General features: G+C 64.0%; 22 protein-coding genes and 1 pseudogene. 13 read left to right on the top strand and 10 right to left on the bottom strand.

Going from position 1 to position 25236, the window contains the following annotated elements; genetic code table 11:
• Positions 1 to 44: 44 nt before the first annotated feature.
• The 6 genes from EV679_RS04105 to EV679_RS04080 all read right to left on the bottom strand — a co-directional run bounded on the left by EV679_RS04105 (position 45) and on the right by EV679_RS04080 (position 4033).
• On the bottom strand, positions 45 to 839 hold the full coding sequence (locus tag EV679_RS04105) for a heme ABC transporter ATP-binding protein (protein WP_130486562.1): 795 nt from the start codon (positions 837 to 839) through the stop codon (positions 45 to 47).
• The gene (locus tag EV679_RS04100; protein WP_264622989.1) at positions 836 to 1834 is read right to left on the bottom strand and encodes a FecCD family ABC transporter permease; all 999 of its coding nucleotides are present in this window, start codon (positions 1832 to 1834) and stop codon (positions 836 to 838) included. Before EV679_RS04100 ends, EV679_RS04105 begins: the two co-directional genes overlap by 4 nt.
• A gap of 7 nt (positions 1835 to 1841) precedes the next feature.
• Positions 1842 to 2687 carry a heme/hemin ABC transporter substrate-binding protein gene (locus EV679_RS04095; protein ID WP_130486561.1) on the bottom strand — a complete coding sequence of 282 codons (846 nt, stop codon included), beginning with the start codon at positions 2685 to 2687 and terminating at the stop codon, positions 1842 to 1844.
• A gap of 240 nt (positions 2688 to 2927) precedes the next feature.
• A complete protein-coding gene (locus tag EV679_RS04090) occupies positions 2928 to 3248 on the bottom strand; it encodes a hypothetical protein (RefSeq protein ID WP_130486560.1) in 321 nt (106 codons plus the stop codon).
• Entirely contained in the window at positions 3245 to 3682 is a 438-nt protein-coding gene (locus EV679_RS04085; RefSeq protein WP_068367036.1) for a phage holin family protein, read from the bottom strand. The genes EV679_RS04090 and EV679_RS04085 overlap by 4 nt, the downstream gene beginning before the upstream one ends.
• Before the next feature lie 36 nt (positions 3683 to 3718).
• Positions 3719 to 4033: an ElaB/YgaM/YqjD family protein gene (locus EV679_RS04080; protein WP_068367037.1), complete on the bottom strand. Its 315-nt coding sequence runs from the start codon at positions 4031 to 4033 to the stop codon at positions 3719 to 3721.
• A 414-nt stretch (positions 4034 to 4447) separates the two neighbouring features.
• On the opposite strand from EV679_RS04080, the gene cysG reads away from it, so the two are divergent.
• A complete protein-coding gene (gene cysG / locus EV679_RS04075; RefSeq protein ID WP_130486559.1) occupies positions 4448 to 5887 on the top strand; it encodes a siroheme synthase CysG in 1440 nt (479 codons plus the stop codon).
• 132 nt (positions 5888 to 6019) lie between these two features.
• Here the strand turns inward: cysG and upp are convergent, their stop codons facing one another.
• Entirely contained in the window at positions 6020 to 6658 is a 639-nt protein-coding gene (upp, locus tag EV679_RS04070) for a uracil phosphoribosyltransferase (RefSeq protein WP_068367039.1), read from the bottom strand.
• A gap of 216 nt (positions 6659 to 6874) precedes the next feature.
• A complete protein-coding gene (dacB, locus tag EV679_RS04065; protein WP_068367043.1) occupies positions 6875 to 8335 on the bottom strand; it encodes a D-alanyl-D-alanine carboxypeptidase/D-alanyl-D-alanine endopeptidase in 1461 nt (486 codons plus the stop codon).
• A 210-nt stretch (positions 8336 to 8545) separates the two neighbouring features.
• Here dacB and queA point away from each other — a divergent pair, with 210 nt between their 5' ends.
• The 12 genes from queA (at position 8546) to aqpZ (ending at position 22767) form a co-directional block, all read left to right on the top strand.
• On the top strand, positions 8546 to 9598 hold the full coding sequence (gene queA / locus EV679_RS04060; RefSeq protein WP_130486558.1) for a tRNA preQ1(34) S-adenosylmethionine ribosyltransferase-isomerase QueA: 1053 nt from the start codon (positions 8546 to 8548) through the stop codon (positions 9596 to 9598).
• Positions 9599 to 9602: 4 nt separating this feature from the next.
• Entirely contained in the window at positions 9603 to 10739 is a 1137-nt protein-coding gene (gene tgt / locus EV679_RS04055; RefSeq protein WP_130486557.1) for a tRNA guanosine(34) transglycosylase Tgt, read from the top strand.
• A gap of 175 nt (positions 10740 to 10914) precedes the next feature.
• Positions 10915 to 11265 carry a preprotein translocase subunit YajC gene (gene yajC, locus EV679_RS04050; RefSeq protein ID WP_068367051.1) on the top strand — a complete coding sequence of 117 codons (351 nt, stop codon included), beginning with the start codon at positions 10915 to 10917 and terminating at the stop codon, positions 11263 to 11265.
• A gap of 63 nt (positions 11266 to 11328) precedes the next feature.
• Positions 11329 to 13200: a protein translocase subunit SecD gene (secD, locus tag EV679_RS04045; protein WP_130486556.1), complete on the top strand. Its 1872-nt coding sequence runs from the start codon at positions 11329 to 11331 to the stop codon at positions 13198 to 13200.
• An 8-nt stretch (positions 13201 to 13208) separates the two neighbouring features.
• Positions 13209 to 14147 (top strand): protein translocase subunit SecF, encoded by a 939-nt coding sequence (gene secF / locus EV679_RS04040; protein ID WP_068367055.1) that lies wholly within the window; start codon positions 13209 to 13211, stop codon positions 14145 to 14147.
• 233 nt (positions 14148 to 14380) lie between these two features.
• A complete protein-coding gene (locus EV679_RS04035) occupies positions 14381 to 15694 on the top strand; it encodes an MFS transporter (protein ID WP_130486555.1) in 1314 nt (437 codons plus the stop codon).
• A 290-nt stretch (positions 15695 to 15984) separates the two neighbouring features.
• Complete coding sequence (miaB, locus tag EV679_RS04030) at positions 15985 to 17463, top strand: tRNA (N6-isopentenyl adenosine(37)-C2)-methylthiotransferase MiaB (protein ID WP_068367061.1); 1479 nt, start codon at positions 15985 to 15987, stop codon at positions 17461 to 17463.
• The gene (locus tag EV679_RS04025) at positions 17456 to 18463 is read left to right on the top strand and encodes a PhoH family protein (protein ID WP_130486554.1); all 1008 of its coding nucleotides are present in this window, start codon (positions 17456 to 17458) and stop codon (positions 18461 to 18463) included. Before miaB ends, EV679_RS04025 begins: the two co-directional genes overlap by 8 nt.
• Before the next feature lie 7 nt (positions 18464 to 18470).
• Complete coding sequence (gene ybeY / locus EV679_RS04020) at positions 18471 to 18998, top strand: rRNA maturation RNase YbeY (protein WP_068367065.1); 528 nt, start codon at positions 18471 to 18473, stop codon at positions 18996 to 18998.
• 172 nt (positions 18999 to 19170) lie between these two features.
• The gene (locus tag EV679_RS04015; RefSeq protein WP_068367069.1) at positions 19171 to 20061 is read left to right on the top strand and encodes an HlyC/CorC family transporter; all 891 of its coding nucleotides are present in this window, start codon (positions 19171 to 19173) and stop codon (positions 20059 to 20061) included.
• Between the two features lie 219 nt (positions 20062 to 20280).
• Positions 20281 to 21873, top strand: coding sequence for an apolipoprotein N-acyltransferase (gene lnt / locus EV679_RS04010; protein WP_130486553.1), 1593 nt, complete (start codon positions 20281 to 20283; stop codon positions 21871 to 21873).
• Positions 21874 to 22056: 183 nt separating this feature from the next.
• Positions 22057 to 22767 (top strand): aquaporin Z, encoded by a 711-nt coding sequence (gene aqpZ / locus EV679_RS04005; RefSeq protein ID WP_257740045.1) that lies wholly within the window; start codon positions 22057 to 22059, stop codon positions 22765 to 22767.
• A 43-nt stretch (positions 22768 to 22810) separates the two neighbouring features.
• Here the strand turns inward: aqpZ and EV679_RS17995 are convergent, their stop codons facing one another.
• Together EV679_RS17995 and EV679_RS17990 are read right to left on the bottom strand one after the other, a co-directional pair.
• Positions 22811 to 23944, bottom strand: a complete 1134-nt coding sequence (locus tag EV679_RS17995; RefSeq protein WP_068367771.1) for a glycosyltransferase family 4 protein — start codon at positions 23942 to 23944, stop codon at positions 22811 to 22813.
• A gap of 192 nt (positions 23945 to 24136) precedes the next feature.
• Positions 24137 to 25189: pseudogene (locus tag EV679_RS17990) on the bottom strand (glycosyltransferase); the annotation flags it as partial.
• Positions 25190 to 25236 lie beyond the last annotated feature (47 nt).

Genomic DNA, 25236 nt, shown 5'->3' with positions numbered 1-25236 from the left:
ACGCCCGGGCTCATGCCGCCAGTATGGGCGGCATGGCCTGGTCTTCAATCCAGGTCGAAGCAAACCAGCGGACGTTCCGGCGCCAGCGGATGCGGCAGGACACGCACCGGCATGTCGTAGACTTCGGCCAGGTTGGCTTCCGTCAGCACCTCCGCCGGCGCACCGCAGGCGATCAGCCGGCCTTGCGCCAGCAGCGCGATGCGGTCGCACCAGCGCGCCGCCAGATTGACATCATGCAGGATGGCCAACACCCCGAGACGTTCGGTTGCCGCCAGTTGCGTGACGGCGCGCAGCAGGCCTTGCTGGTGACGCGGGTCCAGGCTTGCGGTAGGTTCATCCAGCATCAGATAGCGCGCATCACCTGCGGTACGGCCAACCAGGCATTGCAGCAGCACCCGGGCGCTCTGCACGCGCTGCTGCTCCCCTCCCGATAGTTCACCATAGCGCCGGCCCAGGAAGGCTTCGCATTCGACACAGGCCAACGCCCGGCGAATCTCCGCTTCAACCACGGCTGGCTCGACTTCGGGGAACGGATAGGCCCCCATGGCGACAACCTGATCCACCGGCATATCGAAGGACAGCGACGAATGCTGCGGCAATACCGCGCGGCGGCGGGCCAGACCATGGTGCCCGACTTCCGCCAGCTCGGTGCCATCCAGCGTCACCTGCCCACGCTGGTAGGACAGTTCATTGGCCAAAGCGCCCAGCAAGGTGGATTTGCCTGCCCCGTTGGCGCCCAGCAGCGCGACAACACTGCCCGACAGCAGATCCAGCGAAACATCCGACAGTATTTCACGCGTCCGCCGGGAAACCGCGATCGTATTTGCACTCAGGCTCATGTCAGCCCCTTGCGACGGGCCAGCAGCCACAGGAAGAACGGACCGCCGATAAGGCTGGTCACCAAGCCAATGGGCAGCTCCGCCGGAATCACCGCAATGCGAGAAACCCAGTCGGCCAGCGTCAAGCCCAGGCCACCGGCCACGACCGACCCCGGCAGCAACCAGCGGTGGTCGGCACCGAAGGTCAGGCGGATCAAGTGCGGCACGACCAGCCCAACAAACGCGATGCCGCCCGTGACGGCAACCAGCGGACCGACGATCAGCGCCGTGCCCACGACCAGGCGGCGGCGGATGGATTTCAATGCATAGCCCAGATGCTGCGCTTCGCGCTCACCCAGCAGCAAGGCATTGAGCGCCCGCCACTGGAATAGCATCCAGGCGCCTACGATCACCAGCCATGGCGCGAGGTAGGACAGCAGCTTCCAGTCTGCCGCAGCCAGACTGCCCATGCTCCAGAAAGTCAGATCGCGCAGTTGGGTATCCGTGGCAATGAATGTGAAGATACCGATGATGCTGCCTGCGACCGCGTTAATCGCGATCCCTGCCAGCAACAAACCGGCAACGCCGGGAAAGCGGCGGCCCAGCATATAGGCCAGCATGGTCGCCAGCAGGCTGCCGACAAAGGCCGAAGGCGCCAGCACCCAGAACCCGCCATTGGTCAGCACAATGGCCCCGACAGCCCCCAGGGAGCCGCCGGCTGAAATACCGACCAGGCCAGGCTCGGCCAGCGGATTGCGGAACAGCGCCTGCATCACCGCGCCGGATACGGCCAGCGCCGCTCCCGCCAGCAAGGCGAACAGCACCCGAGGCAGGCGGATATCCAGCAGCACATTGCGCCACAGGGTTTCCTCCGGCGCCTGGGTTCCGGCCAGCAGCGCCGGAATCCGCATCAGGGGAATCTCGACAGCCCCGGAAACTGCGGCCAGTAAGGCAATCAACAGGGTAAATGCAGTCAACCCCAGCAGCCCGACACGCTGGGAACGGCTTGAACTCAGTGCCACGTCAGGAACCGCTGCTGCTGCCGGTAGCCGGTTTGGCGGCTGCTTCCTTGAGACTGCGAACGGCCTCGGGCAAACGCGGCCCCATACCCATGATCAACAGGTCGTCGAGTGCAAGCACCCGGCCAGCCTTGGCGGCAGGGGTCGCAGAGACGCCAAGCAACTGCAGGAATTTTTCCATGCCGCCCACGGCTTCCAGTGACATCGTGGTGGTCACGATCATCTCGGGCGCAAGCTGGATGACGCCTTCGGCCGACAGCGTCTTGTATCCTTGCTGCTCCGCCATGGCATTCTTCAGGCCGGCCAGCTTCAGGACCTCATTGACCGCCGTGCCATTGCCCGCCCCGGAAGGCTTGCTGGTGCGCACCATGATGAACAGGGCGGACAGGGGCGTTTCCGGCAGTGCCAGGCTGGCATCGAGATCCGTGCGAATTTTCTCGGCCAGGGCCTTGCCGGCCGCTTGGTCGTCCAGCGCATCTGCCACGCTGTCAATGCGCTCGAACAGGGATTCAATGGAGTGGCCGTCGGAAACCTGTACGACCTTGATGCCCAGATCACTCAGGCGCTTGAAGGTTTGCTGCGGACCGGCCTGTTCCGAAGCCAGAATCAGGTCCGGCTGCATGGCGGCAATGCCTTCCACCGGTGCGGTACGGTAGTAGCCGACACGCGGCAGGGACTGCACGGCTGGTGGGTAGATGCTGGAGATATCACTGGCCACGACACTGTCGCCATGGCCCAGGTCATAGATGATCTCGGTCACCGTGCCACCCAGCGACACAATACGTTCCGGGGCAGCCTGGGCCCCCGCGCAAAACGCCGCGCCCAGCAGCGCTACCAGCAGTTTCTTCATAGAATTTCCGTCATTATTCCGGATACCGGGACCAGCGCCCGCACACGCAGGCGTCCATCCACCGAACGATCAAGGCCAGGGGAAAAAAGGACTAAAAGATAATCGTTCTATATTACAGCAAGTTTCCCGCTCAGGCCGGGCAAATCGTGCTGTACGGCAATTGACGCAATTGACGGAAACACCCCTGCCCCGCCAGCGGCAAACAGTGCCAGACGCCGTCAGGCCAGGGCAGGAGCTTGCTTAACGACGCCCGCCCAGCATGCTGAAGACACGCCAGGCCACGACGGCCACGCCGCCCAGCCGCAGCCAGCGCGAACGCTTGCCGCGCAACAGCCACGCCGATGCCGTCGACGTAATCACCGGATGACGCAAGGCCAGCGTCCAAATACGGAACACACTGCCGATGATCCCGCTGCCACCGACCTTGCCGCCCCAGCTGGTCACGCGCGAAACGTTATCCCGCGCCGAGGCAGCATATTGCAGTAACAATTCACGCTCGACGGATGCCTGCGTACGCAGGAGGGCGATCTTCATCTGGCGATCCGACATTTTCTTGCTCACGGACGATCCTCCCGGCCAGATTGCAGGGATTGCCGCTCGAGCGCCTGGCCTGCCGCGTCGACTTCACTGCGCAGATGCTTGAGCATGTCTGCGTCACGGCGCAGCTCTTCCAGGGTCGCGGCAAAAGGAGATTCACCATGCACCAGGTCGTGCCGCAGCCGGTATAGCAGGAACAGGCCGATCAGCGCGTAAACGCCGGCCAGCGCCCCCAATGCGATGTAGCGGTACTCAGTCTGCCAGAACAACATGGCGAACCAGAGCGAAAATAGCAGGACAGCCAGCGCCAACAGAAAAACCGCGACGAAGAACATGCCCAGCAGCTTGACCAGCCGCAGGCGCGCTTCCGCGAGCTCGAGACCGAACAGTTCCAAACGCGTCCTGAACGCCTCCAGAACGGTCGCACCCAAGGCGGTAAGAGAGTCTTTCAGGTTCATACGGATTTCCCGGTAGCGTCTGGCCGGCTACGCCAGTCAGCGACGGCCGATTACCAAGCCCAGCAACAGTCCCACCACGCCGGCGGCAGCAATGGCCTGCCAGGGCTTGTCGTGCACATAGTCATCGGTGGCGCGCGCAGCGCGACGGCCTTGCGTCACGATGGCGTCCTGTGCGTCATGCACGGCTTCTCGGGTGCGCTTGAGGGAAACCAAGGCCCGCTCGCGCAGCTCGGCGGCTTTCTCGCCACTGCTGGCAGCCGCTTCACGCAACAGCGCTTCAGCATCATGCAACGTGGACTTCACGTTGTCGATCAGGACGTCCCTGGTGGATTCCGCGGATTTACGAGACATGGATTCTGCTCCTGGAAAACGCGCCCCACAGGGCGCGGCGATGAAATGCCGCCATGACTGACGGATGAAAATACATGTTCTAGCCATCCTCCAGCGCTGCCAGGCAACATCCGCCGCAAAGCGTAGACACCGCGGACAGGCGCCGTCAAAACGGCCCATGTCGTCATGATAGCAGCGCAAAGCGCTGCGGCAAGCCATAGTTCAGGCCAAGTCAGACAAATTGTTTCAAACGCGCCGTACCGCCGCTTTCAGGCCAGATACCGCCTCGAAAAACAGACTGCCAGGTCTGTATCGCCCCAGGCAATCGCGCTGCCTCCCATATGCCGATAAGTCATTAAGTCATGAGTTTTCAATCATTCCAGCAGTGGAGCGTCGATGCCAAAATAAGCTGCCCTTTCTGCCATGCCTGCCGCCATGCCGTTGTTTCCAATTTTTGCCGACTTACGCAACCGCGCCGTTCTGGTCGTGGGCGGGGGCGATGTCGCCGAGCGTAAAACGCTCGCCTTGCTGGACGCCGGCGCGGCAGTCACCCTGGGCGCCCCCGCATTGACGCCAGCACTGCGCGCACTGCGCGACCAGGGCAGGCTGCGCCACATAGACGGCCACTTCGAACCGGGCTGGGTGGCCGGCAACTGGCTGATCATTGCCGCCACCGACGATGTCGCACTGAATGCAGCCGTCGCGGCAGCAGGCGAGCAGCACCACATCTTCACCAATGTCGTCGACGATCCGCAACGCTGCAGTTTCCAGGTGCCGTCCGTCATCAACCGCGACCCCATACAGATCGCCATTTCATCTGGCGGCACGGCGCCGGTGCTGGCCCGCCGCATCCGCGAGCGCCTGGAAAGCCTGCTGGACCACTCCCTGGGCCAGCTCGCCAGCCTGGCCGCCAAGCGGCGTATCAGCATCCGTGCGCGCCTGCCCGACCTGCGGCGCCGGCGCCAGTTCTATGATTGGCTGCTGGACGGCCCGGTGGCTGCCCTGCTGCGCCAGGCTCGCCCGCAAGCCGCCGAACAGGCCTTGCAGCAGGCGCTGGCACAGGAATACCCGCCGCTGCCGGGCAGTGTCACGCTGGTAGGAGCCGGACCAGGCGACCCCGGGCTCCTGACGCTCAAGGCCCTGCGTGCCCTGAATGAAGCCGACGTCATCCTGTACGACCGGCTGGTGAGTGATGAGATCCTGTCGCTGGCGCGACGCGACGCCACCCGCATTTCCGTGGGCAAGCGCCTGGGCGGCAACCATGATGCCACCCAGGAGAATATCCACGCCTTGATGCGCGAACACGCCGGCGCCGGCCGAAAAGTCGTGCGCCTGAAAGGCGGGGATGCTTTCATTTTCGGGCGTGGGGGCGAGGAAATCAGCGCTTTGCGCGCCGACGGCATCCCCTACGAAATCGTGCCGGGCATTACCGCCGCGCTGGCCTGTGCGGCCTATAGCGGCATCCCCCTGACCCATCGTGACCACGCGCAGTCCGTGCGCCTGATCACAGCGCATTGCGCCAAGTCGGAAGATACGCTCGATTGGCGCGCGCTGGCGGCAGAACACCAGACCCTGGCGTTCTACATGGGCGTCGGCCAGCTGGACACCCTGAGCCAGCAATTGCAGGCCCATGGCCGTGCGGCAAACACGCCCTGTGCCCTGATAGAAAATGGGTCGCTACCCGGGCAGCGCGTGCTGCCCACGACCCTGGCACGCCTGGCGCAGGATGCCCAGCGACACGCCATTCATGCGCCTGCCTTGCTGATCATCGGCGAAGTGGCAGCCCTGGCAACGACCCACCACTGGTTCGGCGAACTGCTGGACAGCACACCCAAAGCGATACAGACGCCAGCCTCGCTGGTTCCTGCCACCTGAAGCCGACGCCTGCCGCTGAAGCCCGAAGCCCGAAGCCCGAAGCCCGAAGCCCGAAGCCAACATTCTCCACCGACTTCACCACGCTGCTTCGGCAGGCGGACCTTGCCGCCTGCGGTTGCTGCCGTTGCCGGATCAGCTGCTTTTCTGCTGCGTACCAAAAATGCGGTCGCCGGCGTCACCCAGGCCGGGCACGATGTAACCGTGCTCATTGAGGCCCTGGTCTATGGATGCCGTATAGATGTCCACCTCCGGATGGCGTGATTGCACTTTTTCGATACCGGCGGGCGCAGCCACCAGAACCAGCGCGCGAATGTCGCGGCAGCCAGCGCGCTTGAGCAGGTCGATGGTCGCCACCATGGAACCGCCAGTCGCCAGCATCGGGTCTATGATCAGCGCCAGGCGCTGGTCCATGTCGCTGGCAAGCTTTTCCAGGTAGGTATGGGCTTCCAGCGTTTCCTCGTTGCGCGCCACCCCGACGGCGCTCACGCGCGCACCCGGGATCAGTGTCAGCACGCCATCCAGCATGCCGATACCGGCACGCAGGATAGGCACGACCGTCACTTTTTTGCCAGCCAGTTTTTCCACGCTGACGGCGCCACACCATCCCTGGACTTCATGCGCTTCCAGCGGCATATCCCGCGAAGCCTCGTAGGTCAGCAGGGCGGCGACCTCTTGTGAAAGCTCGCGAAAACTCTTGGTGCTCAAATCGGCTCGCCGCATCAACCCGAGCTTGTGACGAATCAGCGGGTGGCGGACTTCGTAAAGTGCCATGAAATATCTCCGTATATCTGCGCTCGCATCTATAACGGAAGGGCAGGCGACTGGCAAGAACTAAATGCAGCCTGCCCCGGCCCGCGCCTCGAAAAACACCTTTTTCGGCATTGCGGCCGCCACGCCGCCAGGGCTGCCGCCACCAGCAAGCAAGCCCTTAACCCGGCCCTATCCTGCCCTCACGCCCGCCAGGGGTAATAAGCGAACGCCCGACATTCACCGCTCGGCGAGCCAGGCCACCAACGCGTCGTCGAATGCGCGCACCTTGTCCGCCTCGGCATGATTGACGATGCTGACGACGATGTAGCGCTTGCCGCTGGCGCCGGACACATAGCCCGCAATCGCACGAACATCCCGTAAAGACCCCGTCTTCAGGTGCGCCCGGCCCTGCGCCTGCTTGTTCTGCAAGCGCCGCCTGACCGTGCCATCCACGCCCACAATTGCCAGAGAAGACAGAAACTCCGGCATCCACGGAGAACGCCAGGCCACATCCAGCAGGGATGCCAGGCTATCTGCCGAAACAGCCGCCTGGCGGGATAGCCCGGCGCCGTTGTCCAGCACCAGCTCCGGCATGGCCAGCCCCTGGCGCGCCAGCACGGCCTGCGCCACCTGGCCGCTGCCTGACACCGTCGCCGGCCCGCGGCCACGCTCGACGCCCAGCGCCAGCAGCACCATGCGCGCCATAACGTTGTTGCTGCGTTTATTGATGACCCGGATTACATCCGACAGCGGCGGCGACTCGTGCTGTGCCAGCAGCACCGCATCCGGCGGCACCTGGCCATCGCGCCATTGCCCGCCAAACGTCCCGCCCATGGAGCGCCAGAGATACTCGAAAGTACGCTGGGCAAAGTCGACCTGCCCCAGCGCCAGCCGATACAGGCTGAATTCACCGCAAGACCCTGCCACCTTGCCGCTCAGCTTCAGCACGATGCCGTCCTGGTGAATCACCGGCTCGGTACGCACGACCGGCGCACCCGGGCAGCGGACATCGCTCCATTCCACCTCGCCTTCCAGGCGCACGCCCGGCAGCGGCGGGTCCATCGTGGCACGCCATTTGCGCGCAGGCGCATCGGGCAGGAACAACAGCCGCGACGCACCGAACCCGACCACCAGGGCATCGGGGCTGGCGTTGTAGGGACGGTCCCCGGCGCCATCGAACGCGCCGGGATCTATCTGCACCGGCCCGAAAACACTACGGTCCACCACTACCTGGCCGATATGCTGTACGCCGCGCAGACGCAGTTCGCGCAGCAGCGCCCAAAGGTCGCGTATATCGAACAAGGGGTCGCCCGAGGCGCGCAGATAAAGAGCGCCAGGCAAGCGGCCCTGCTCATCGGGACGCGCGCCGGGTTCGGTCAGCAGGGCCGTGCGCCAGGTATGCGCCGGCCCCAGCTCGGACAAGGCCGCCCAGGTAGTCACCAACTTCATGACGGAAGCCGGGTTGCGCGGCACTTCACCGTTGATGTGCACCAATTCCTTGCCGGCGAGTTCGCGCACCACCAACGACAGTGACTCTTCTGGCAGGCCCGTCGCCCGCCATGCGCTGTCGACTTCGGCCGGCACTCCCTTGAGCGCCGCCTGCACCGGCGCACCCAGGCAAGCCAGGGCCAGCAGCATCCACGCCGCCAGTTGCCTGCCCGCCACCTGTCCTGCCCATTTTCTTGCTACTGACGCCATATTCTTCCCGCTGTCGTACCGCTGCCTTGCCGCATGCCTGCCACACCCGGCCCGCCGCTGGAAGCAACACGGCAACGGGCCACGCCTGCGCCAGCATAACCAAAACCGGACCTGCCCCACAAACCTGGCACGCAGCGTCTAAAATGCAGCGACCTGCCGGCTTGTTGCGCCGGCCCACCGCGCCCTGCGCGCCAGATATTCGTCCGTCCTGTGTCCACACCCTTGTTGCTTTCCGATTACGACTATACGCTGCCCCCGGAACTGATTGCGCAAACCCCCGCAGCCAGGCGCGATGCCAGCCGGCTCTTGCGGCTGGATCCGCAGGCCCAGCTGCACGACATGCATTTCAGCCAGTTACCGGCGTTGTTGCGCCCTGCCGACCTGCTGGTTTTCAACGACACCCGTGTCATCAAGGCACGCCTGTTCGGCATCAAGCACAGTGGCGGCAAGATAGAAGTTTTGGTCGAGCGCATACTCAGCGGCACGGAAGTCTTGGCGCATATCCGCTCGAGCAAATCCCCCAAGCCCGGCAGCGGCATTCGCCTGGCCGATGCCTTCGACGCCGAGGTACTGGGACGCGACGGCGCCCTGTTCCACCTGCGCTTTCCCGCAGATGCCCTGAGCCTGCTCGACCAGCACGGCTCCACGCCTCTGCCGCCATATATCGAGCACAGCCCCGACGCAGAGGACGACAGCCGCTATCAGACGGTCTATGCGCGCGAACCCGGCGCGGTAGCTGCGCCTACCGCCGGGCTGCACTTCGACGAAGCGATGCTGGATCGACTGGCGGCCCAGGGCGTGGCGCGCGCCTTCGTCACACTGCATGTAGGCGCAGGCACGTTCCAGCCGGTGCGTGCCGAACGTCTTGAAGACCACGTCATGCATGCCGAGCGCTATACCGTACCGGCAGCCACGCTGGAAGCTATCGCCCAGGCCCGTGCCGCGGGCGGCCGCGTGATCGCCGTTGGCACAACCAGCGTGCGGGCCCTGGAATCGGCAGCAGCGCAGCTCGCGGGCAAGGCACCGCCGCCAGGGCAGGCCATGACGGGGGATACCCGCCTGTTCATCACGCCAGGCTACCGCTTCCACTATATTGATGCCCTGATCACCAATTTCCACCTGCCGCAATCAACCCTGCTGATGCTGGTTTCGGCGCTGGCCGGCGTGGAACCCATCAAGCGCGCCTACGCCCATGCGGTTGCCGAGCGCTACCGTTTCTTCAGCTATGGCGACGCCATGTTCATCGAATCCCCCGCAGCGTGACCCCATGACCGGACTGAATTTCGAACTGCTGGCCACCGACGGCCTGGCCCGACGCGGCCGCATGACCCTGAACCACGGCGTGGTCGAGACCCCCATTTTCATGCCCGTGGGCACCTATGGCAGCGTCAAGGCCATGCTGCCCCACGAACTGGAAGAAATCGGCGCGCAGATCGTGCTGGGCAATACCTTCCACCTGTGGCTGCGTCCTGGCGTGGAAATCATGCAAAAGCATGGCGGCCTGCATGGTTTCATGCAGTGGCAGCGCCCCATCCTGACCGACTCTGGCGGCTTCCAGGTATTCAGCCTGCAAGGCATGCGCAAGATCACCGAAGAAGGCGTACGCTTTGCATCGCCCATCGACGGCGCCAGGCTATTCCTGACGCCGGAGGAATCCATGCGCATCCAGCGCGGCCTGAACTCCGACATCGCCATGGTATTCGACGAATGCACGCCCTATGAAATCAAGGGCCGCCCAGCCACGGTCGATGAAGCCGCCACGTCCATGCGCATGTCCTTACGCTGGGCCCGGCGCTCGCGCGATGCCTTCGACCAGCTGGAAAACCCCAACGCCCTGTTCGGCATCGTACAGGGCGGCATGTACGAATCCCTGCGCGATGAATCACTGGCCGGCCTGACCGATATCGGATTCCATGGCTATGCCATCGGCGGCCTGTCGGTAGGTGAACCCAAGGCAGAGATGATCCGCATCCTGCAACACGTCGCGCCGCGCATGCCGCAGGATAAGCCACGCTACCTGATGGGCGTGGGCACGCCCGAAGACCTGGTGGAAGGCGTGGCCAACGGGGTCGACATGTTCGACTGCGTCATGCCCACGCGCAATGCCCGCAATGGCTGGCTGTTCACGCGCCATGGCGACGTGAAGATCCGCAATGCGCGCTACCGCGACGATACCCGCCCGCTGGATATGCATTGCGCCTGTCATACCTGCCGCCAGTTCTCGCGCGCCTACCTGCACCACCTGCAACGTGCCAACGAAATCACTGGCGCCCGCCTGAACACGCTGCACAACCTGCACTTCTACCTGCAGATCATGCAGGAGATGCGCGACGCGATCGCAGCCGGCACGTTCCAGTCCTGGCGCGAGCAATTCGCAGCCGACCGCGCCCGCGGCGTGGACTGAAACCATCATGGAACCCAGGGCAAGCGCCTTTGAATCACCGCATGCCGCCCGGGCATGCGGTGCCGCCATACCCTTGTCTTCGCGTACCGCTACAATAAACGGTTCGAATTCCACTCGCCGGCATGTTGCCGGTGCTTTTTCAAACACCTATAACTAAACATCAACGGGAGAATTCATGCTCGCAACCGACACCACCCGCCTGATCCTGGCCCAAGCCGCACCCGGCGGCGACGCCGGCAGCAGCCTGCTGCAGTTCCTGCCTATCATCGCAATGTTCGTGATCCTCTATTTCCTGATGATCCGTCCGCAGATGAAGCGCCAGAAAGAACACCGCAACCTCGTCGCCGCGCTGTCCAAGGGCGATGAAGTCATGACCGCCGGGGGCATCCTCGGCAAGGTCACCCGCGTGACCGACGCCTACGTCGCCGTGGAAGTGGCTGAACTGGCCGACAAGCCGGTGGAAATCCTGCTGCAGAAGACTGCAGTCACCACCGTGCTGCCCAAGGGAACCATCAAGTCCCTGTAAGCGTCATACCCGCCGATATGGTCCCATCCGGGGCCATATCCGACTTTTCAAGACAGACCGGCAATGAACCGCTACCCAATATGGAAGTACATCACCGTCGCCGTCGCGCTGGTGATTGGCCTGCTCTATACCCTGCCCAACTTCTTCGGTGAATCTCCCGCCGTCCAGATATCCAGCGCACGGGCCACGATGCGCGTCGACCAGGGCACGCTGACCCGGGTGGAAAATGTGTTGCGGGACGCCGGTCTGGAGTCGACCGGAGTCAGTTTCGAGCAGAGCGGCACGATAGGCACGGTACGCGCCCGTTTCGCCAATACCGATATTCAGCTGCAGGCCCGCGACCTGCTGGACCGCACGCTGAACCCCGACCCTGAGAATCCCTCCTATACCGTCGCCCTCAACCTGCTGTCGGCCTCGCCGCAATGGCTGAGTGCACTCGGCGCCCACCCCATGTTCCTGGGCCTGGACCTGCGAGGCGGCGTGCACTTCCTGCTGCAGGTCGACATGAACGGCGCGCTCAATGCCCGCTACGACTCGCTGGCTGGTGATGTGCGCAGCATCCTGCGCGACCAGAAAATCAGCGCGGCCAGCGTCGAACGCACCGGCCACAGCGTCACCCTGCGTTTTGCCGACGAGACTACCCGCGACCGCGCCCTGACAACCTTGCGCGGCCGCCTGCCCGACCTCGAATTCAGCGACAACCCCAATGATCCGGTACTGCTGACCGGCGTGCTGAGTCCGACGGCCATCAGCGCGGTCCAGACCAATGCGCTGCGCCAGAACATCACCACGCTGCACAACCGTATCAACGAACTGGGCGTAGCCGAACCCATCATCCAGCAGCAAGGTGGCGACCGTATCGTCGTCCAACTGCCGGGCGTACAGGACGTGGCACGAGCCAAGGAACTGCTGGGCCGTACCGCCACGCTGGAAATCCGTCTCGTGGACGACTCCCCTGCAGCGCAATCGGCCCTGGCTGCCGGCCGCGTGCCCTTCGGCCTGGAACGCTACGAAGACCGCGAAGGCCGTCCCCTGCTGGTACGCCGCCAGGTCCTGCTGACCGGCGAAAACCTGCAGGACGCCCAGCCCGGCCGCGACCAGCAAACCCAGCTGCCTGCCGTGCACCTGACGCTGGACGCCAAGGGCGCGCGTATCTTCCGCGACATCACCCGCGACAACATCGACAAGCGCATGGCCATTCTGCTGTTCGAGAAAGGCAAGGGCGAAGTGGTGACGGCGCCGGTAATCCGCACCGAAATCCCTGGCGGCCAGGTACAGATTTCCGGCAGCATGGGCCCCGAAGAAGCCGCTGACATTTCGCTGCTGCTGCGCGCCGGCGCGCTGGCCGCGCCGATGGAAATCATCGAAGAGCGCACCATCGGCCCGAGCCTGGGTGCCGAAAACATCGCGCAAGGCTTCAATGCCACGCTGTACGGTTTCCTGGCCATCGCCGTCTTCATCATTCTGTACTACCACCTGATCGGCATTTTCTCGACCATCGGCCTGGTGTTCAACGTGCTGCTGCTGCTGGCGCTGCTATCCATGCTGCAGGCCACCCTTACCCTGCCGGGCATCGCCGCCATCGCGCTGACGCTGGGCATGGCGATCGACGCCAACGTGCTGATCAACGAGCGGATACGTGAAGAACTGCGCAACGGAGCCACGCCGCAACAGGCCATCAACCTGGGCTTCGAGCGTGCCTGGGGCACCATCCTGGACTCCAACCTGACCACGCTGATCGTCGGCCTGGCGCTGCTGGCGTTCGGCACGGGCCCGGTACGCGGCTTTGCCGTCGTGCACTGCCTGGGCATTCTGACGTCGATGTTCTCGTCGGTGGTCGGCGTGCGCGCGCTGGTCAATCTCTGGTACGGCCACCTGCACCGCAAGGCCACCAAGATATCTATCGGCACCATCTGGAAACCCGGTAAGGACTGAGACGCATCATGGAATTTTTCCGCATACACCGTACCATCCCGTTCATGCGCCATGCATTGGTGCTGAACCTGATCAGTCTGATCACCTTCGTGGCGGCGGTCTTCTTCATTGTTACCAAGGGCTTCCACCTTTCCATCGAGTTCACTGGTGGAACCGTGCTGGAGGTGGCCTACACGCAGAGCGCACCACTGGACGACGTACGCAAGACCGTCTCCGGTCTGGGCTACACCGACTTCCAGGTACAGAACTTCGGCACTTCGCGTGACGTCATGATCCGCCTGCCGCTGTCCGAAGGGCAAACCTCGGCCACGCAAAGCGAGACCGTGCTGGCGGCCCTGCAGGCAGCCGACCCCTCGGTCGAACTGCGGCGCGTGGAATTCGTCGGCCCGCAGGTGGGCCGGGAACTGGTGGAAAACGGCCTGATGGCCCTGCTGGTCGTGGTGCTGGGCATCATGGTGTACCTGGGCTTCCGCTTCGAATGGAAGTTCGCCGTCGCCGGCGTGATCGCCAACCTGCACGACGTGGTCATCATCCTGGGCTTCTTTGCGTTCTTCCAGTGGGAGTTTTCGCTGCCCGTGCTGGCCGGCGTCCTGGCCGTACTGGGCTATTCGGTCAACGAATCCGTGGTCATCATGGACCGGATCCGCGAAAACTTCCGCAAACAGCGCAAGTCCGACGTCAAGGAAGTCATCAACAGCGCCATCACCCAGACCATCTCGCGGACCATCATTACCCACGGTTCGACGCAGATGATGGTGCTGGCCATGTTCTTCTTCGGCGGCCCGTCGCTGCACTACTTCTCGCTGGCCCTGACCATCGGTATCTGGTTCGGCATCTACTCCTCGGTGTTCGTCGCCGCCTCCATCGCCATGTGGCTGGGCGTCAAGCGCGAAGACCTGGTCAAGCCGGTCAAGGAAGAAAATCCTGCGGACGTTATCGAAGGCTGAGCCCCGGTAGACGCAGGAAAACAGGAACGCCGCCCCCAGGGGCGGCGTTTTTTTGCATGCGCATCCCAGTTGACGCCGTGTCCTGGAGATGAAAATGATTTATTGTCCATACGCTACGATGTTGCCCATGGCATTACCGTCGCTCATTGCGACAGCGCCGACAACACAAAACACCCGGGACGCCCGCTGCGTCCCCCTTTCATTTCTACGGATGCAGACTTGCAGCACCTTTCATGACTTCCGCCTCGACCAACCCGCCTGATTCAAGCCAACGCCCCCTTAACCGGGAAGACTACAAAACACTCGCGCTGTCCGCCCTGGGCGGTACGCTGGAGTTCTACGACTTCGTCATTTTCGTCTTCTTCGCCCTCACCATCGGGCACCTGTTTTTCCCGCCGGAAATGCCGGAATGGCTGTCCCAGTTGCAAACGCTGGGCATTTTCGCCGCGGGCTACCTGGCCCGCCCGCTGGGGGGCATCATCATCGCCCACTTCGGCGATCGCCTGGGCCGCAAGCGCATGTTCGCGCTGTCCATCTTCCTGATGTCCCTGCCTACGCTGGTTATCGGCCTGACCCCCACCTTTGCCGATATCGGCATTGCCGCACCGCTGATCCTGTTGCTGATGCGCGTACTCCAGGGCGCTGCCATCGGCGGTGAAATGCCCGGTGCATGGGTCTTTGTTGCCGAACACGTTCCCCGCCAGCACTATGGCTTCGGCGTTGGTGCGCTGACATCCGGCATCACTGGCGGCATCCTGCTGGGCAGCATCATGTCCATTGCCATTTCCACCATTTACAGCCCGGAAGAGGTCAATGAATTCGCCTGGCGCATTCCGTTCATCCTGGGCGGGATCTTCGGCCTGATCTCGGTCTACCTGCGCCGCTTCCTGGGCGAAACGCCGATTTTCAAGGAACTGGCCGCCAAGCGCATGCTGGCGACTGAAATGCCGGTCAAGACCGTGATGCGCGAACACCGCAAGGCCTGCATGATCACCGCGGGCCTGACGTGGTCGCTGTCGACCGCTGTCGTCGTACTGATCCTGATGACGCCCACGCTGCTGCAGGCGCGCTATCAAATTCCACGCCCGCTGGCCCTGCAGGCCAACTGCGTCGCCACGCTGATGCTCACGCTGGGCTGCGTGTTCTTCGGCTGGCTGTGCGACCGCGTCAGTATTCGTGCCAGCATGATCATCAGCTGGGGTGGCCTGATCATCACCTCGTACTGGTTCTACCTTAGCCTGCCGGGTATCGACGCCACCAGCCTGATCCTGCTGTACGGCCTCATGGGCCTGTTCTGCGGCGCCATTGCCACGACGCCCATCGCCTCCACTCATACCTTCCCGCCGGCCATCCGTTTCTCGGGCCTGAGCTTCGCCTATAACGTGGCCTATGCCATCTTCGGCGGCCTCACCCCGGTGCTGACCCAGCTGTGGCTGCAAAAAGACCCGCTGGCCCCGGCGCACTACGTTGCCGTCACGGCTGTCGTGGCCATCATCATCGCCATGATGCCGCTGGCCCGCTTCGGCTGGCGCCCCAAGGCCGCCTGATTCCAGGCTGGCTGCGACAACCTTTCCCGAGGCTGTCGCAGCCTATCCCGGCGGAACCGGTATTTTCCTGCGCCCCCACGCAAGCATTACCGGCACGCCGGCGCTGTTCTGCCCGGCGGATCATCCGCGCGATGCGCAGCAAGGCCGGTTTGGACAGGCGCAGGCTCATACAGCAAAAACTCCCCTTTTTGCCACACTTGCCAATCACCCCTTGCCCGGCAAGTTAAAATCCCCGGCTACCCTCCATTTTTCTCTTGCCCCCGGGATAAACACCCGTCACGGCACCGCCCATGAAAGAAACCACACTCCGTCGCACCGGCATCGAGCCGGCCGCGCCTGCTCCCATTCCCGATACCGCCCAGACCCTGGCCCAGTTCGCTGCCACGGATGGCTCGACGCGCAAGCTGTACATCCGCACCTTCGGCTGTCAAATGAACGAGTACGACTCGGACAAGATGGCCGATGTTCTGCGTGAAAACGAAGGCCTGGAACTGACCGACGACCCGGAACAGGCTGATGTCATCCTGTTCAATACCTGTTCGGTGCGCGAAAAGGCGCAGGAAAAAGTCTTTTCCGACCTGGGCCGCGTCAAACACCTGAAGCAAACCAAGCCGGAACTCATCATCGGCGTGGGAGGCTGTGTCGCCAGCCAGGAAGGCGACGCCATCGTGGCGCGCGCGCCCTATGTCGATGTCGTGTTCGGCCCGCAAACGCTGCATCGCCTGCCTGACCTGATCGCGCGCCGGCGCGAGGAAGGCCGTTCGCAGGTGGACATCAGCTTCCCGGAAATCGAAAAATTCGATTCCATGCCGCCCGCCCGCATCGACGGCCCGACCGCCTTCGTCTCCATCATGGAAGGCTGTAGCAAGTACTGTAGCTTCTGCGTCGTGCCTTATACGCGCGGCGCAGAGGTCTCTCGTCCCTTCGATGACGTGCTGGTGGAAATCGCCGACCTGGCCGACCAGGGTGTACGCGAAGTCACCTTGCTGGGGCAGAACGTGAACGCCTACCGTGGCGCCATGGGCGATACCGATGAAATCGCCGATTTCGCACTGCTGCTGGAATACGTGCACGAAATCCCCGGCATCGAGCGCATCCGCTACACCACCTCGCACCCCAAGGAAATGACGCCCCGCCTGATCGCAGCGCACGGCAACCTGCCCAAGCTGGTGCCCTTCCTGCACCTCCCGGTGCAGGCGGGTAGCGACCGGGTGCTGGCGGCCATGAAACGCGGCTATACCTCGCTGGAATTCAAGTCCATCGTGCGCCGGCTGCGCGCCGCCCGTCCGGGGTTGACGCTGTCGTCGGACTTCATCGTCGGCTTCCCTGGCGAGACCGAAGAAGATTTCGAGAAAACCATGAAGCTGATCGCCGACGTCGGTTTCGACACCTCATTTTCCTTCGTCTATTCGCGGCGTCCCGGCACCCCGGCCGCCGACCTCAGCGACGATACGCCGCAGGACGTCAAGCTCAAGCGGCTGCAACGCCTGCAGGCCTTGATCAACGAACAGGCTGGCGCCATCAGTGCCGCCATGGTTGGCACAACCCAGCGCGTGCTGGTCGAAGGCGTGTCCCGACGCGATCCGAATGAGCTGATGGCGCGCACGGAAAACAACCGTACCGTCAACTTCCCCGCGCCGCAACGCCTCATCGGGCAGATGGTCGATGTACTCATCACCCACGCCAATACCAACTCCCTGCGTGGCCGCATCGCGCTGCGCGATTCGGACATCCAGCCTGCAGTCATGGCAGAATCCATTAATGAGTGAACAACACAACACCAAGCACGCCGTCACCGATATCGTTCTGGGAGGCGACAACACGCACCTGGCCAACCTGCTGGGCCCGCTGGACGAGAACCTGAAGCAGATCGCCAATGGTCTGGATGCCACACTTTCGCGGCGCGGCAATCGCGTCAGCATCAGCGGCAAGGATGCCGGCATCGCCGCCCAGGCGCTGCAGCGCCTGCACCAGCGTGCCGCGCAGCAGGCGCTGACGGTCGATGACGTGCAACTGGAACTGGTCGAGCTGGGTGCCAGCCGCGCCAGCGCCAGCCAGGACTTCGACCCGGCCGACCTGCCCCCGGTGGATGACGCCAGCGGCAGCATCGCACTGCGCACCCGGCGCACCGACCTGCGCCCGCGCACGCCGCGCCAGCGCGAATACCTGGATAACATCCTCAAGCACGACATCACGTTCGGCATCGGCCCGGCAGGAACAGGCAAGACCTGGCTGGCCGTGGCCTGCGCCATCGACGCGCTGGAGCGCGATACCGTGCAGCGCCTGATCCTGACTCGTCCTGCCGTCGAGGCCGGCGAGCGCCTGGGCTTTCTGCCCGGCGACCTGACACAGAAGGTCGACCCCTACCTGCGACCGCTATATGACGCGCTCTACGACCTGATGGGCTTCGAGAAAGTGCAGCGCCTGTTCGAAAAGCACACCATCGAAATTGCACCGCTGGCCTATATGCGCGGGCGCACGCTCAACCATGCCTTCGTGATCCTCGATGAAGCCCAGAACACAACGCCGGAACAGATGAAGATGTTCCTGACGCGTATAGGTTTCGGCAGCAAGGCCGTCATTACCGGCGACCCGAGCCAGGTCGATCTGCCCAAGGGGCAGCGCAGCGGGCTGGCTCACGCTGTCGGTGTGCTGTCGGAGGTCAAGGGCATCGCCACCACCCAGTTCACCAGCCGCGACGTCGTGCGCCACCCGCTGGTGGCCCGCATCGTCGACGCCTATGAACGCCATGACGCGGAAAACGCCTGAAGCTGCCATGACGCGTTCCGCCACTCCCTCCCCCAGCCGTGCGGCGACGCCAGCGCTGTCCCTGGCCGTGCAATACGCCGTTCCTGAATCCCGCCTGCCGCGCTGGCGGCTGCGGCGCTGGTTGCAGATGGCCCTGCAGGAAGCCGCTGCCGCTGGCGCCGCTGGCGAAATCGGTGCGCCCGAGTTCCAGGCCGCCAGCCTGACCTTGCGCTTTGTCGACGCGGAAGAAGGCCATGCCCTCAACCTCGAGTTTCGCCAGCGCGATTACGCCACGAATGTGCTGACCTTCGAATATGGCACCGACCCCGAAGGGACGGCGCACGGCGACATCGTCATCTGCCTGGAAGTGCTGGACCGCGAGGCGGCGGAACAAGGCAAGCCCTTCCTGGCCCACGCCGCCCACCTGACCGTGCACGGCGCCTTGCACGCGCTGGGCTATGACCATATCGACGAGGACGAGGCCGAGCGCATGGAAGCGCTGGAAACCCGTATCCTCGGCCGCATGGGCCTGCCAGATCCCTACGCACCGCGCTGAAAACGGCCCGGCGTCCCCTGACGGGGCGCCGTCCCTGCTGCCAGCCGCGTCTGGCGCAAAGCTGCAATTTCTGGTAAATATTTTAGTGTTACCTCGTATTTACCCTTAAATCGCCACATATCCCCGCTTTTATTGGGTTATGCTGGTTTTCCCATAATCAGTCCTCAGGACGATGTCAGACCCTTATCCTGCAACCAGTTCCGACCATTCGGAACGCAAATCCACCTCCTCAAAATCCCTGTTCCACAGGCTGTTTTCGCGCCAGCATATCGAGCTGGACAGCCTGGAGGACGTCAAGGCGCTGATCGCCGCCGCACAAGAACACCAGCTGCTGGACCCCGACACGCTTTCCATGCTCAATGGCGTGCTGGAAGTCTCCGAGTTGACGGCTGGTGATGTCATGGTGCCGCGCTCGCGCATCGACATGCTGGACATTGCCACGCCCATCCCGGCAATGCTGAGCGCTGTCCAGGAAACGACCCACTCCCGTTTTCCCGTCTATGAAGACGACAAGGAAAACATCATCGGTATCCTGATGGCCAAGGACTTGCTGCGCTGGATCCGCGAACCGGAACTGGATGTGCGCAGCCTGCTGCGCCCGGCCATCTTCATTCCCGAATCCAAGCCCCTGACCGTGCTGCTGCGGGATTTCCGCAACAAGCGCAGCCACCTGGCGCTGATCATCGACGAACATGGCGGAATCTCCGGCCTGGTCACCATGGAAGACGTGCTGGAAGAAATCGTCGGCAATATCGAAGACGAATTCGATGCCGATACGCCCACCATCTTCCCGGAAAGCGCCAGCTCCTGGCGCATCGAGGCCACGACGGAAATCGAGGATTTCAACGAAGCCCTCCATGCCGACCTGCCTACCGATGACTATGACACCGTCGGCGGCTGGCTGGCCGACGAACTGGACCGCATTCCCCGCCGTGGCGACCGCCACAGCCACGGGGACCTGCTGTTCGAGGTGCTGCGCGCCGATGCCCGCCGCGCCCTGTGGCTGCGCGTGTCGCGCCAGGCCGCGCCGCCGGTCGCCCCCGAAAACAAGGAAGCACGCTGAGGCAGCGCCCGGCGCCTGCCCGGCGGTACCCGCCACGGCTGCCGAACGTCTGTCCGGCAGCCGTTTTCGTGTGCGTCAGCGCAGCGCCAGCAGGCTACACTTCCGGCCAGGCTTTCCTGCCAGCAGCGCGCCCCAACCGCTGCCGGCATCCGCTGCAACCCTGCTGATGGCACCGCGCCCTGTGCTTGCCCGTACCCTGATTATCCATTGCTGACCACGATGAACCGTTCCCGGCACCCGGACGCTCCTCTGAACCGCCTGCCCTGGCTCCTGGCCGGCGCCCTGCTCTATGCCCTGGCCTTCGCCCCCGGCCCCCTGCCAGCGTGGTTGCTGCCAGGCGCCCAATGGCTGGGCCTGGGTCTGCTGGCGCGACACACGCTGCTTGCCCCAAGCCCATGGCGCGCCGCTCGCGACGCCTGGCTGTTCGGCATTTTCTTTTTCGCGCTGGGCACCTACTGGATCTTCATCAGCCTGCATACCTATGGCGGCATACCTGCGGCGCTGGCCGTCATTGCCGTCGTCGCACTGGCAGCGGTCATGGCGCTCTACTTTGGCCTGGCCGCACTCGTTGCGCGCTGGCTCGCACCTGCAGGCCTCGGCTTGCCCGCGATCCTGGCCTGGAGCGCCGCCTGGACGGGTGCGGAATGGCTGCGCGGCACGTTGTTCACCGGCTTTCCCTGGCTAAATGCCGCCTACGCACAAGTGGACGGTCCCTATGCTGGTTGGGCCATCCTCGGGGGTGCCTACACCGTTGCATTCTGGGCGGCATTTTCCAGCGCCGCCCTGCTGGTCTGGCTACCCACCGGTATCCAGACCACTGCGCGGCGCCTGCCGGCGCTGGGGCTGGCGCTGACCGCCGCCCTGGCAGGCGTGCTGCTGGCACGCACCGACTGGAGCGTCGCCGAAGGCGAGCCATTGCGCGTTGCCCTGGTACAAGGCAATATCGGACAGGACATCAAGTTCGATCCCATCCATATCGTCAATGCGCTGCAAACCCACTTGCAGATGAGTACCGCCGCACTCGAAAGCGAGCAAGGCGCAGACCTGGTATTGCTGCCGGAAACCATGATCCCGCTGTTCCAGCACCAGTTGCCCATGGCCTTCTGGGAGCAATGGCGCGACCTGGCCGATAGCCACAATGCCGTGGTGCTGATGGGCGTTCCGTTATATTCCGGGCCGCCTGACCGCTACACTAATAGCATCATCGCGCTGCATGGCGGCACCGACCTCCAGGCCCTTTATGCCGGTACGCCGGACGAACACTACGACAAGCAGCATTTGGTACCCTTCGGGGAGTTCATTCCTTCCGGGTTCCGCTGGTTCGTCGACATGATGGAAATGCCCTTGGGCGACTTCAATCGCGGTGATATTTCCCAGCCGCCCTTTCCGGCGCACGACCAGTTCGTCGCCGCCAATATCTGCTACGAAGACGTTTTCGGCGAAGAACTGCTGCCTGCCGTACGCGGCGGCGCCACGCTGCTGGCGAACTTCAGTAATCTCGGCTGGTTCGGCAGCAGTTGGGCCCTGCGCCAGCACCTGCAGATGTCGCGCCTGCGCGCCCAGGAAACCGCCAGGCCCATGCTGCGTGCCACCAACACCGGCGCCACAGCCATCGTCGACGAACACGGCCAAGTGCAAACCAGCCTGCCTACCGCTGCTGTCGGCACCCTGTATGGCTCGGTCCAGGGCCGCAGTGGCCTGACGCCCTATGTCCGCGCCGGCAACACGCCCATTCTGGCCATCATCGCCTTGCTGCTGGTCGGGCTGGGTATTGCTCGCCTGCGTCGCCGCCAAGCCCGAACCGGACACTGATCCCCAGGCAGGCGGTCCAGGCCGCCTGCCGTACGCATTTCGCCCACCCATGGTGCATTAAAGGAAATTACGCGTAATTCCTGACATTTTTTGCGTTTTTCTTTTCAGTCGTTGACACCTGCCTGCATCCACCAGCTAACGCACATCCCTATCATCTGCATCGAAGTTCTTCGATATTCTTCCTTGCAGGAGTCAACTATGTTCAAGCGTCTGGGTGCCGAACTCTTCGGCACTTTCTGGCTGGTTTTCGGTGGTTGCGGCAGCGCCATCCTCGCGGCAGCCTACCCTGAACTCGGCATCGGTTTTGCCGGCGTCGCCCTGGCCTTTGGCCTGACCGTGCTGACCATGGCCTACGCCGTCGGCCACATTTCCGGCGGCCACTTCAACCCCGCCGTCACCCTGGGCCTCTGGGCCGGCGGCCGCTTCAAGTGCGGCGAAGTCATTCCCTACATCATCGCCCAGGTCATCGGCGGCCTGCTGGCCGGCGCGGCGCTGTACCTGATCGCCAGCGGCAAGGCAGGCTTCGACGCCACCGCCAGCGGTTTCGCATCCAACGGCTATGGCGATCATTCACCCGACCACTACTCGCTGCAGGCCGTCGTGATCGCTGAGCTGATCCTGACTGCGTTCTTCCTGCTGATCATCATGGGCGTTACGGACAAGGCCGCTGCCGCCGGCTTCGCGCCGCTGGCCATCGGCCTGGCCCTGACACTGATCCACCTGATCAGCGTGCCTGTCAGCAACACCTCCGTGAACCCCGCACGCAGCACCGGCGTCGCCCTGTTCCAGGGCACCTGGGCCATAGAGCAACTGTGGGTCTTCTGGCTGGTGCCACTGGCCGGTGGTGTCATCGGCGGCCTGATCTACCGCCTGTTCTTCAGCAAGGCTCAGTAAGTACGGATATGGGGCCCGGCAGCCGGGCCCCCTCCATGCCCGTCTAGGCAGCGGGCGTCACCAGGCGGCGGGGCGACACGGCATCATAAATCGCCAAGTGCGCCTGGATCACCTTGCGGATATCGAATTCGGCTTGCGCCAGCAGGCGGCCCTGCCGGCCCATTTCCTGACGGCGGGCATCATCGGCGGCAAGTGCCTGCACGGCCTGCATCAACGCACCGGCGTCGCGCACAGGGACCAGCACACCCGTCACTCCCGGCGTAATGGCATCCCGACAACCCGCCACATCGGTGGTCACCACCGCCCGGCCGCAGGCCGCAGCCTCTACCAGCGACTTGGGCAAGCCCTCCCGGTAGGACGGCAGGGCCACGATATGTGCCGACGCATACAAGGCTGCGATATCGTGGCGCTCGCCCAGTACTTCCACCGCGCCTTCGGCCCGCCAGGCCGCGACATCGGTTTCGGTGGCCGAAGCCGGATTGCCTGGATCGGGCTGGCCCGCCAGCAACCATTGCACCGTCCCCCCCGCTGCCTTCGATTGCCTGGCGGCGGCAACATATTCCTCTACCCCCTTATCACGCAGCAGGCGCGCCGCCATCACGACCCGCACCGGGGCCGGAGGTTCAGGCAAGGCTGGGTAACGGTCCAGGTCGACACCGGAACCTCGGATCATCACCACTTGTTCCGGCCGCACGGCTCCCGCCCGCAGCAAGGCGTCGCGGTCTTCTTCGTTCTGGAAGATCACGCGGCTATTGCGGTGGCCCAACGCCCAGCGATAAAGCTGCAAGGCCACGCGCCGCATCCAGCTGCGCTGCGAGGCCTGCCCGGTAAACAGGAAACCCAGGCCGGAAATCGCCGCAACCACGCCGGGCACTCCGGCGAACCTGGCGGCGATGCCGCCGTACAGCACGGGCTTGATGGTGACCAGGTGAACAACGTCCGGACGCACGCGCAGAAACAGCCGCCACAGCGACCATAGGGTGCGGAGTTCCTGCAAGGGGTTGCCACCGCTGCGCGTCATGGGCAGGCTATGGTGCACCAACCCATGGGACAGCACTTCCGATACGCTAGTCCCGGGCATGGTGGCCAGGTGCACTTCGTCGCCATTGGCCAGTGCGGCCTGCGCCAGCGGCAGGCGGTGCGACAGGAAGAATGCCGGATTATTGACCACATACATCAGGCGGCGCGGCCGCCGTGCAGGCACAGGCTGCCCCAGCGCCTGGCACCGCAATGCCGACAGCCCCAGGCGGGCGCGCAGGCCCTCCCAGATCGCTTCATAGCGCTGCGCCATGCGCTCCAGGCCAAAGCGCGCCGTCACACTGGCACGCCCGCGCTCCGCCCGCCCTTCGCCATCAGTTTGCCAGGCCTGCGCCATGCCCTGAGCCAACGCATCGGCATCCCTGGCCGGCACGATCCAGCCTGCGTCCCCGACGATATCGGCGGCATCCCCCACATCCGTGGCTACCACCAACGTACCGCAAGCCATGGCTTCCGCCACCACATTGGGAAATCCTTCTGCCAGGCTGGACAGCACATGCGTATCCAGGGCGCTCATCACCGCTGGAATATCCTGGCTCGGGCCGGCAAGAATCACGCTGTCCGTCAGTTGCAGGCGTTGCAACAGCGACGCCAGCGCGGTATTGGCGGCATCCATGTCGCGCCCCACCAGCACGCAGCGCAAGGGCGCCTCCGGGTGGTCACGCCGCAACCGGGCAAAAGCTTCCAGCAGATTGGTGTGGTCCTTGAGCGGGTCCCAGCGAGCCACGCATCCGAACAGCCAGGTATCCGCGTCCACCTTCCATTCGCGCCGCAGGCGCTCACGCCCCGCCGGATCACGCGTGAATCTTGCCAGATCGTAACCGTTGGGGACGGTCACCAGCTTTTCAGCGACATATCCCGCCTGTTCATGGCGCACGCGTGCATCCTGCGCGCAACATACGATCAAGCGCGGCAACCAGCCCGAGCACCACGCGCCCAGCCGGAATGTCAGGCGCGCCAGGCGGCTGCTTTTTTCCAGGCTGACGCCCGCGTTGCGTATGCCCCAGGCAACATTGTTCAGGCCCACGCTGCGTGCCGCCAGGCCACCGATGACATTGCCGTGATACATCCAGGTCTGCACCGCATCCGGGCGCAGGTTGCGCAACAGCTGGCGCAATTGCCGGAAAGCTCGCCACATGCCGCCGCCACGCGATGCACCCAGCGCGATCACCTCGGCGCCGGCCTCACGCAAGGGCGCGCCATAGACACCCTCATCGGACAGGGAGATCACGGTATGCTGGCAACGCGACGCACTGGCCGCCACCAGGCGCAACAGTACCGCTTCGGCGCCGCCCTGGCCCAGGCCGCCGATGATGTGCGTGACACGCAATTTTCCATCTGCAGCGGCGCCATGCACTGTCGCGCCTTCGCTTCGTTCACTCATTGATTTCACTCCTTGTCGTCCGACTGGCTGCATGCGGACGCCTGCGC

Origin of the sequence: Kerstersia gyiorum (assembly GCF_004216755.1) — a bacterium.
Lineage (GTDB): Bacteria > Pseudomonadota > Gammaproteobacteria > Burkholderiales > Burkholderiaceae_B > Kerstersia > Kerstersia gyiorum.
The sequence above is the reverse complement of the archived record's forward strand: the minus strand, read 5'-3'. Positions and strand labels throughout refer to the sequence as shown.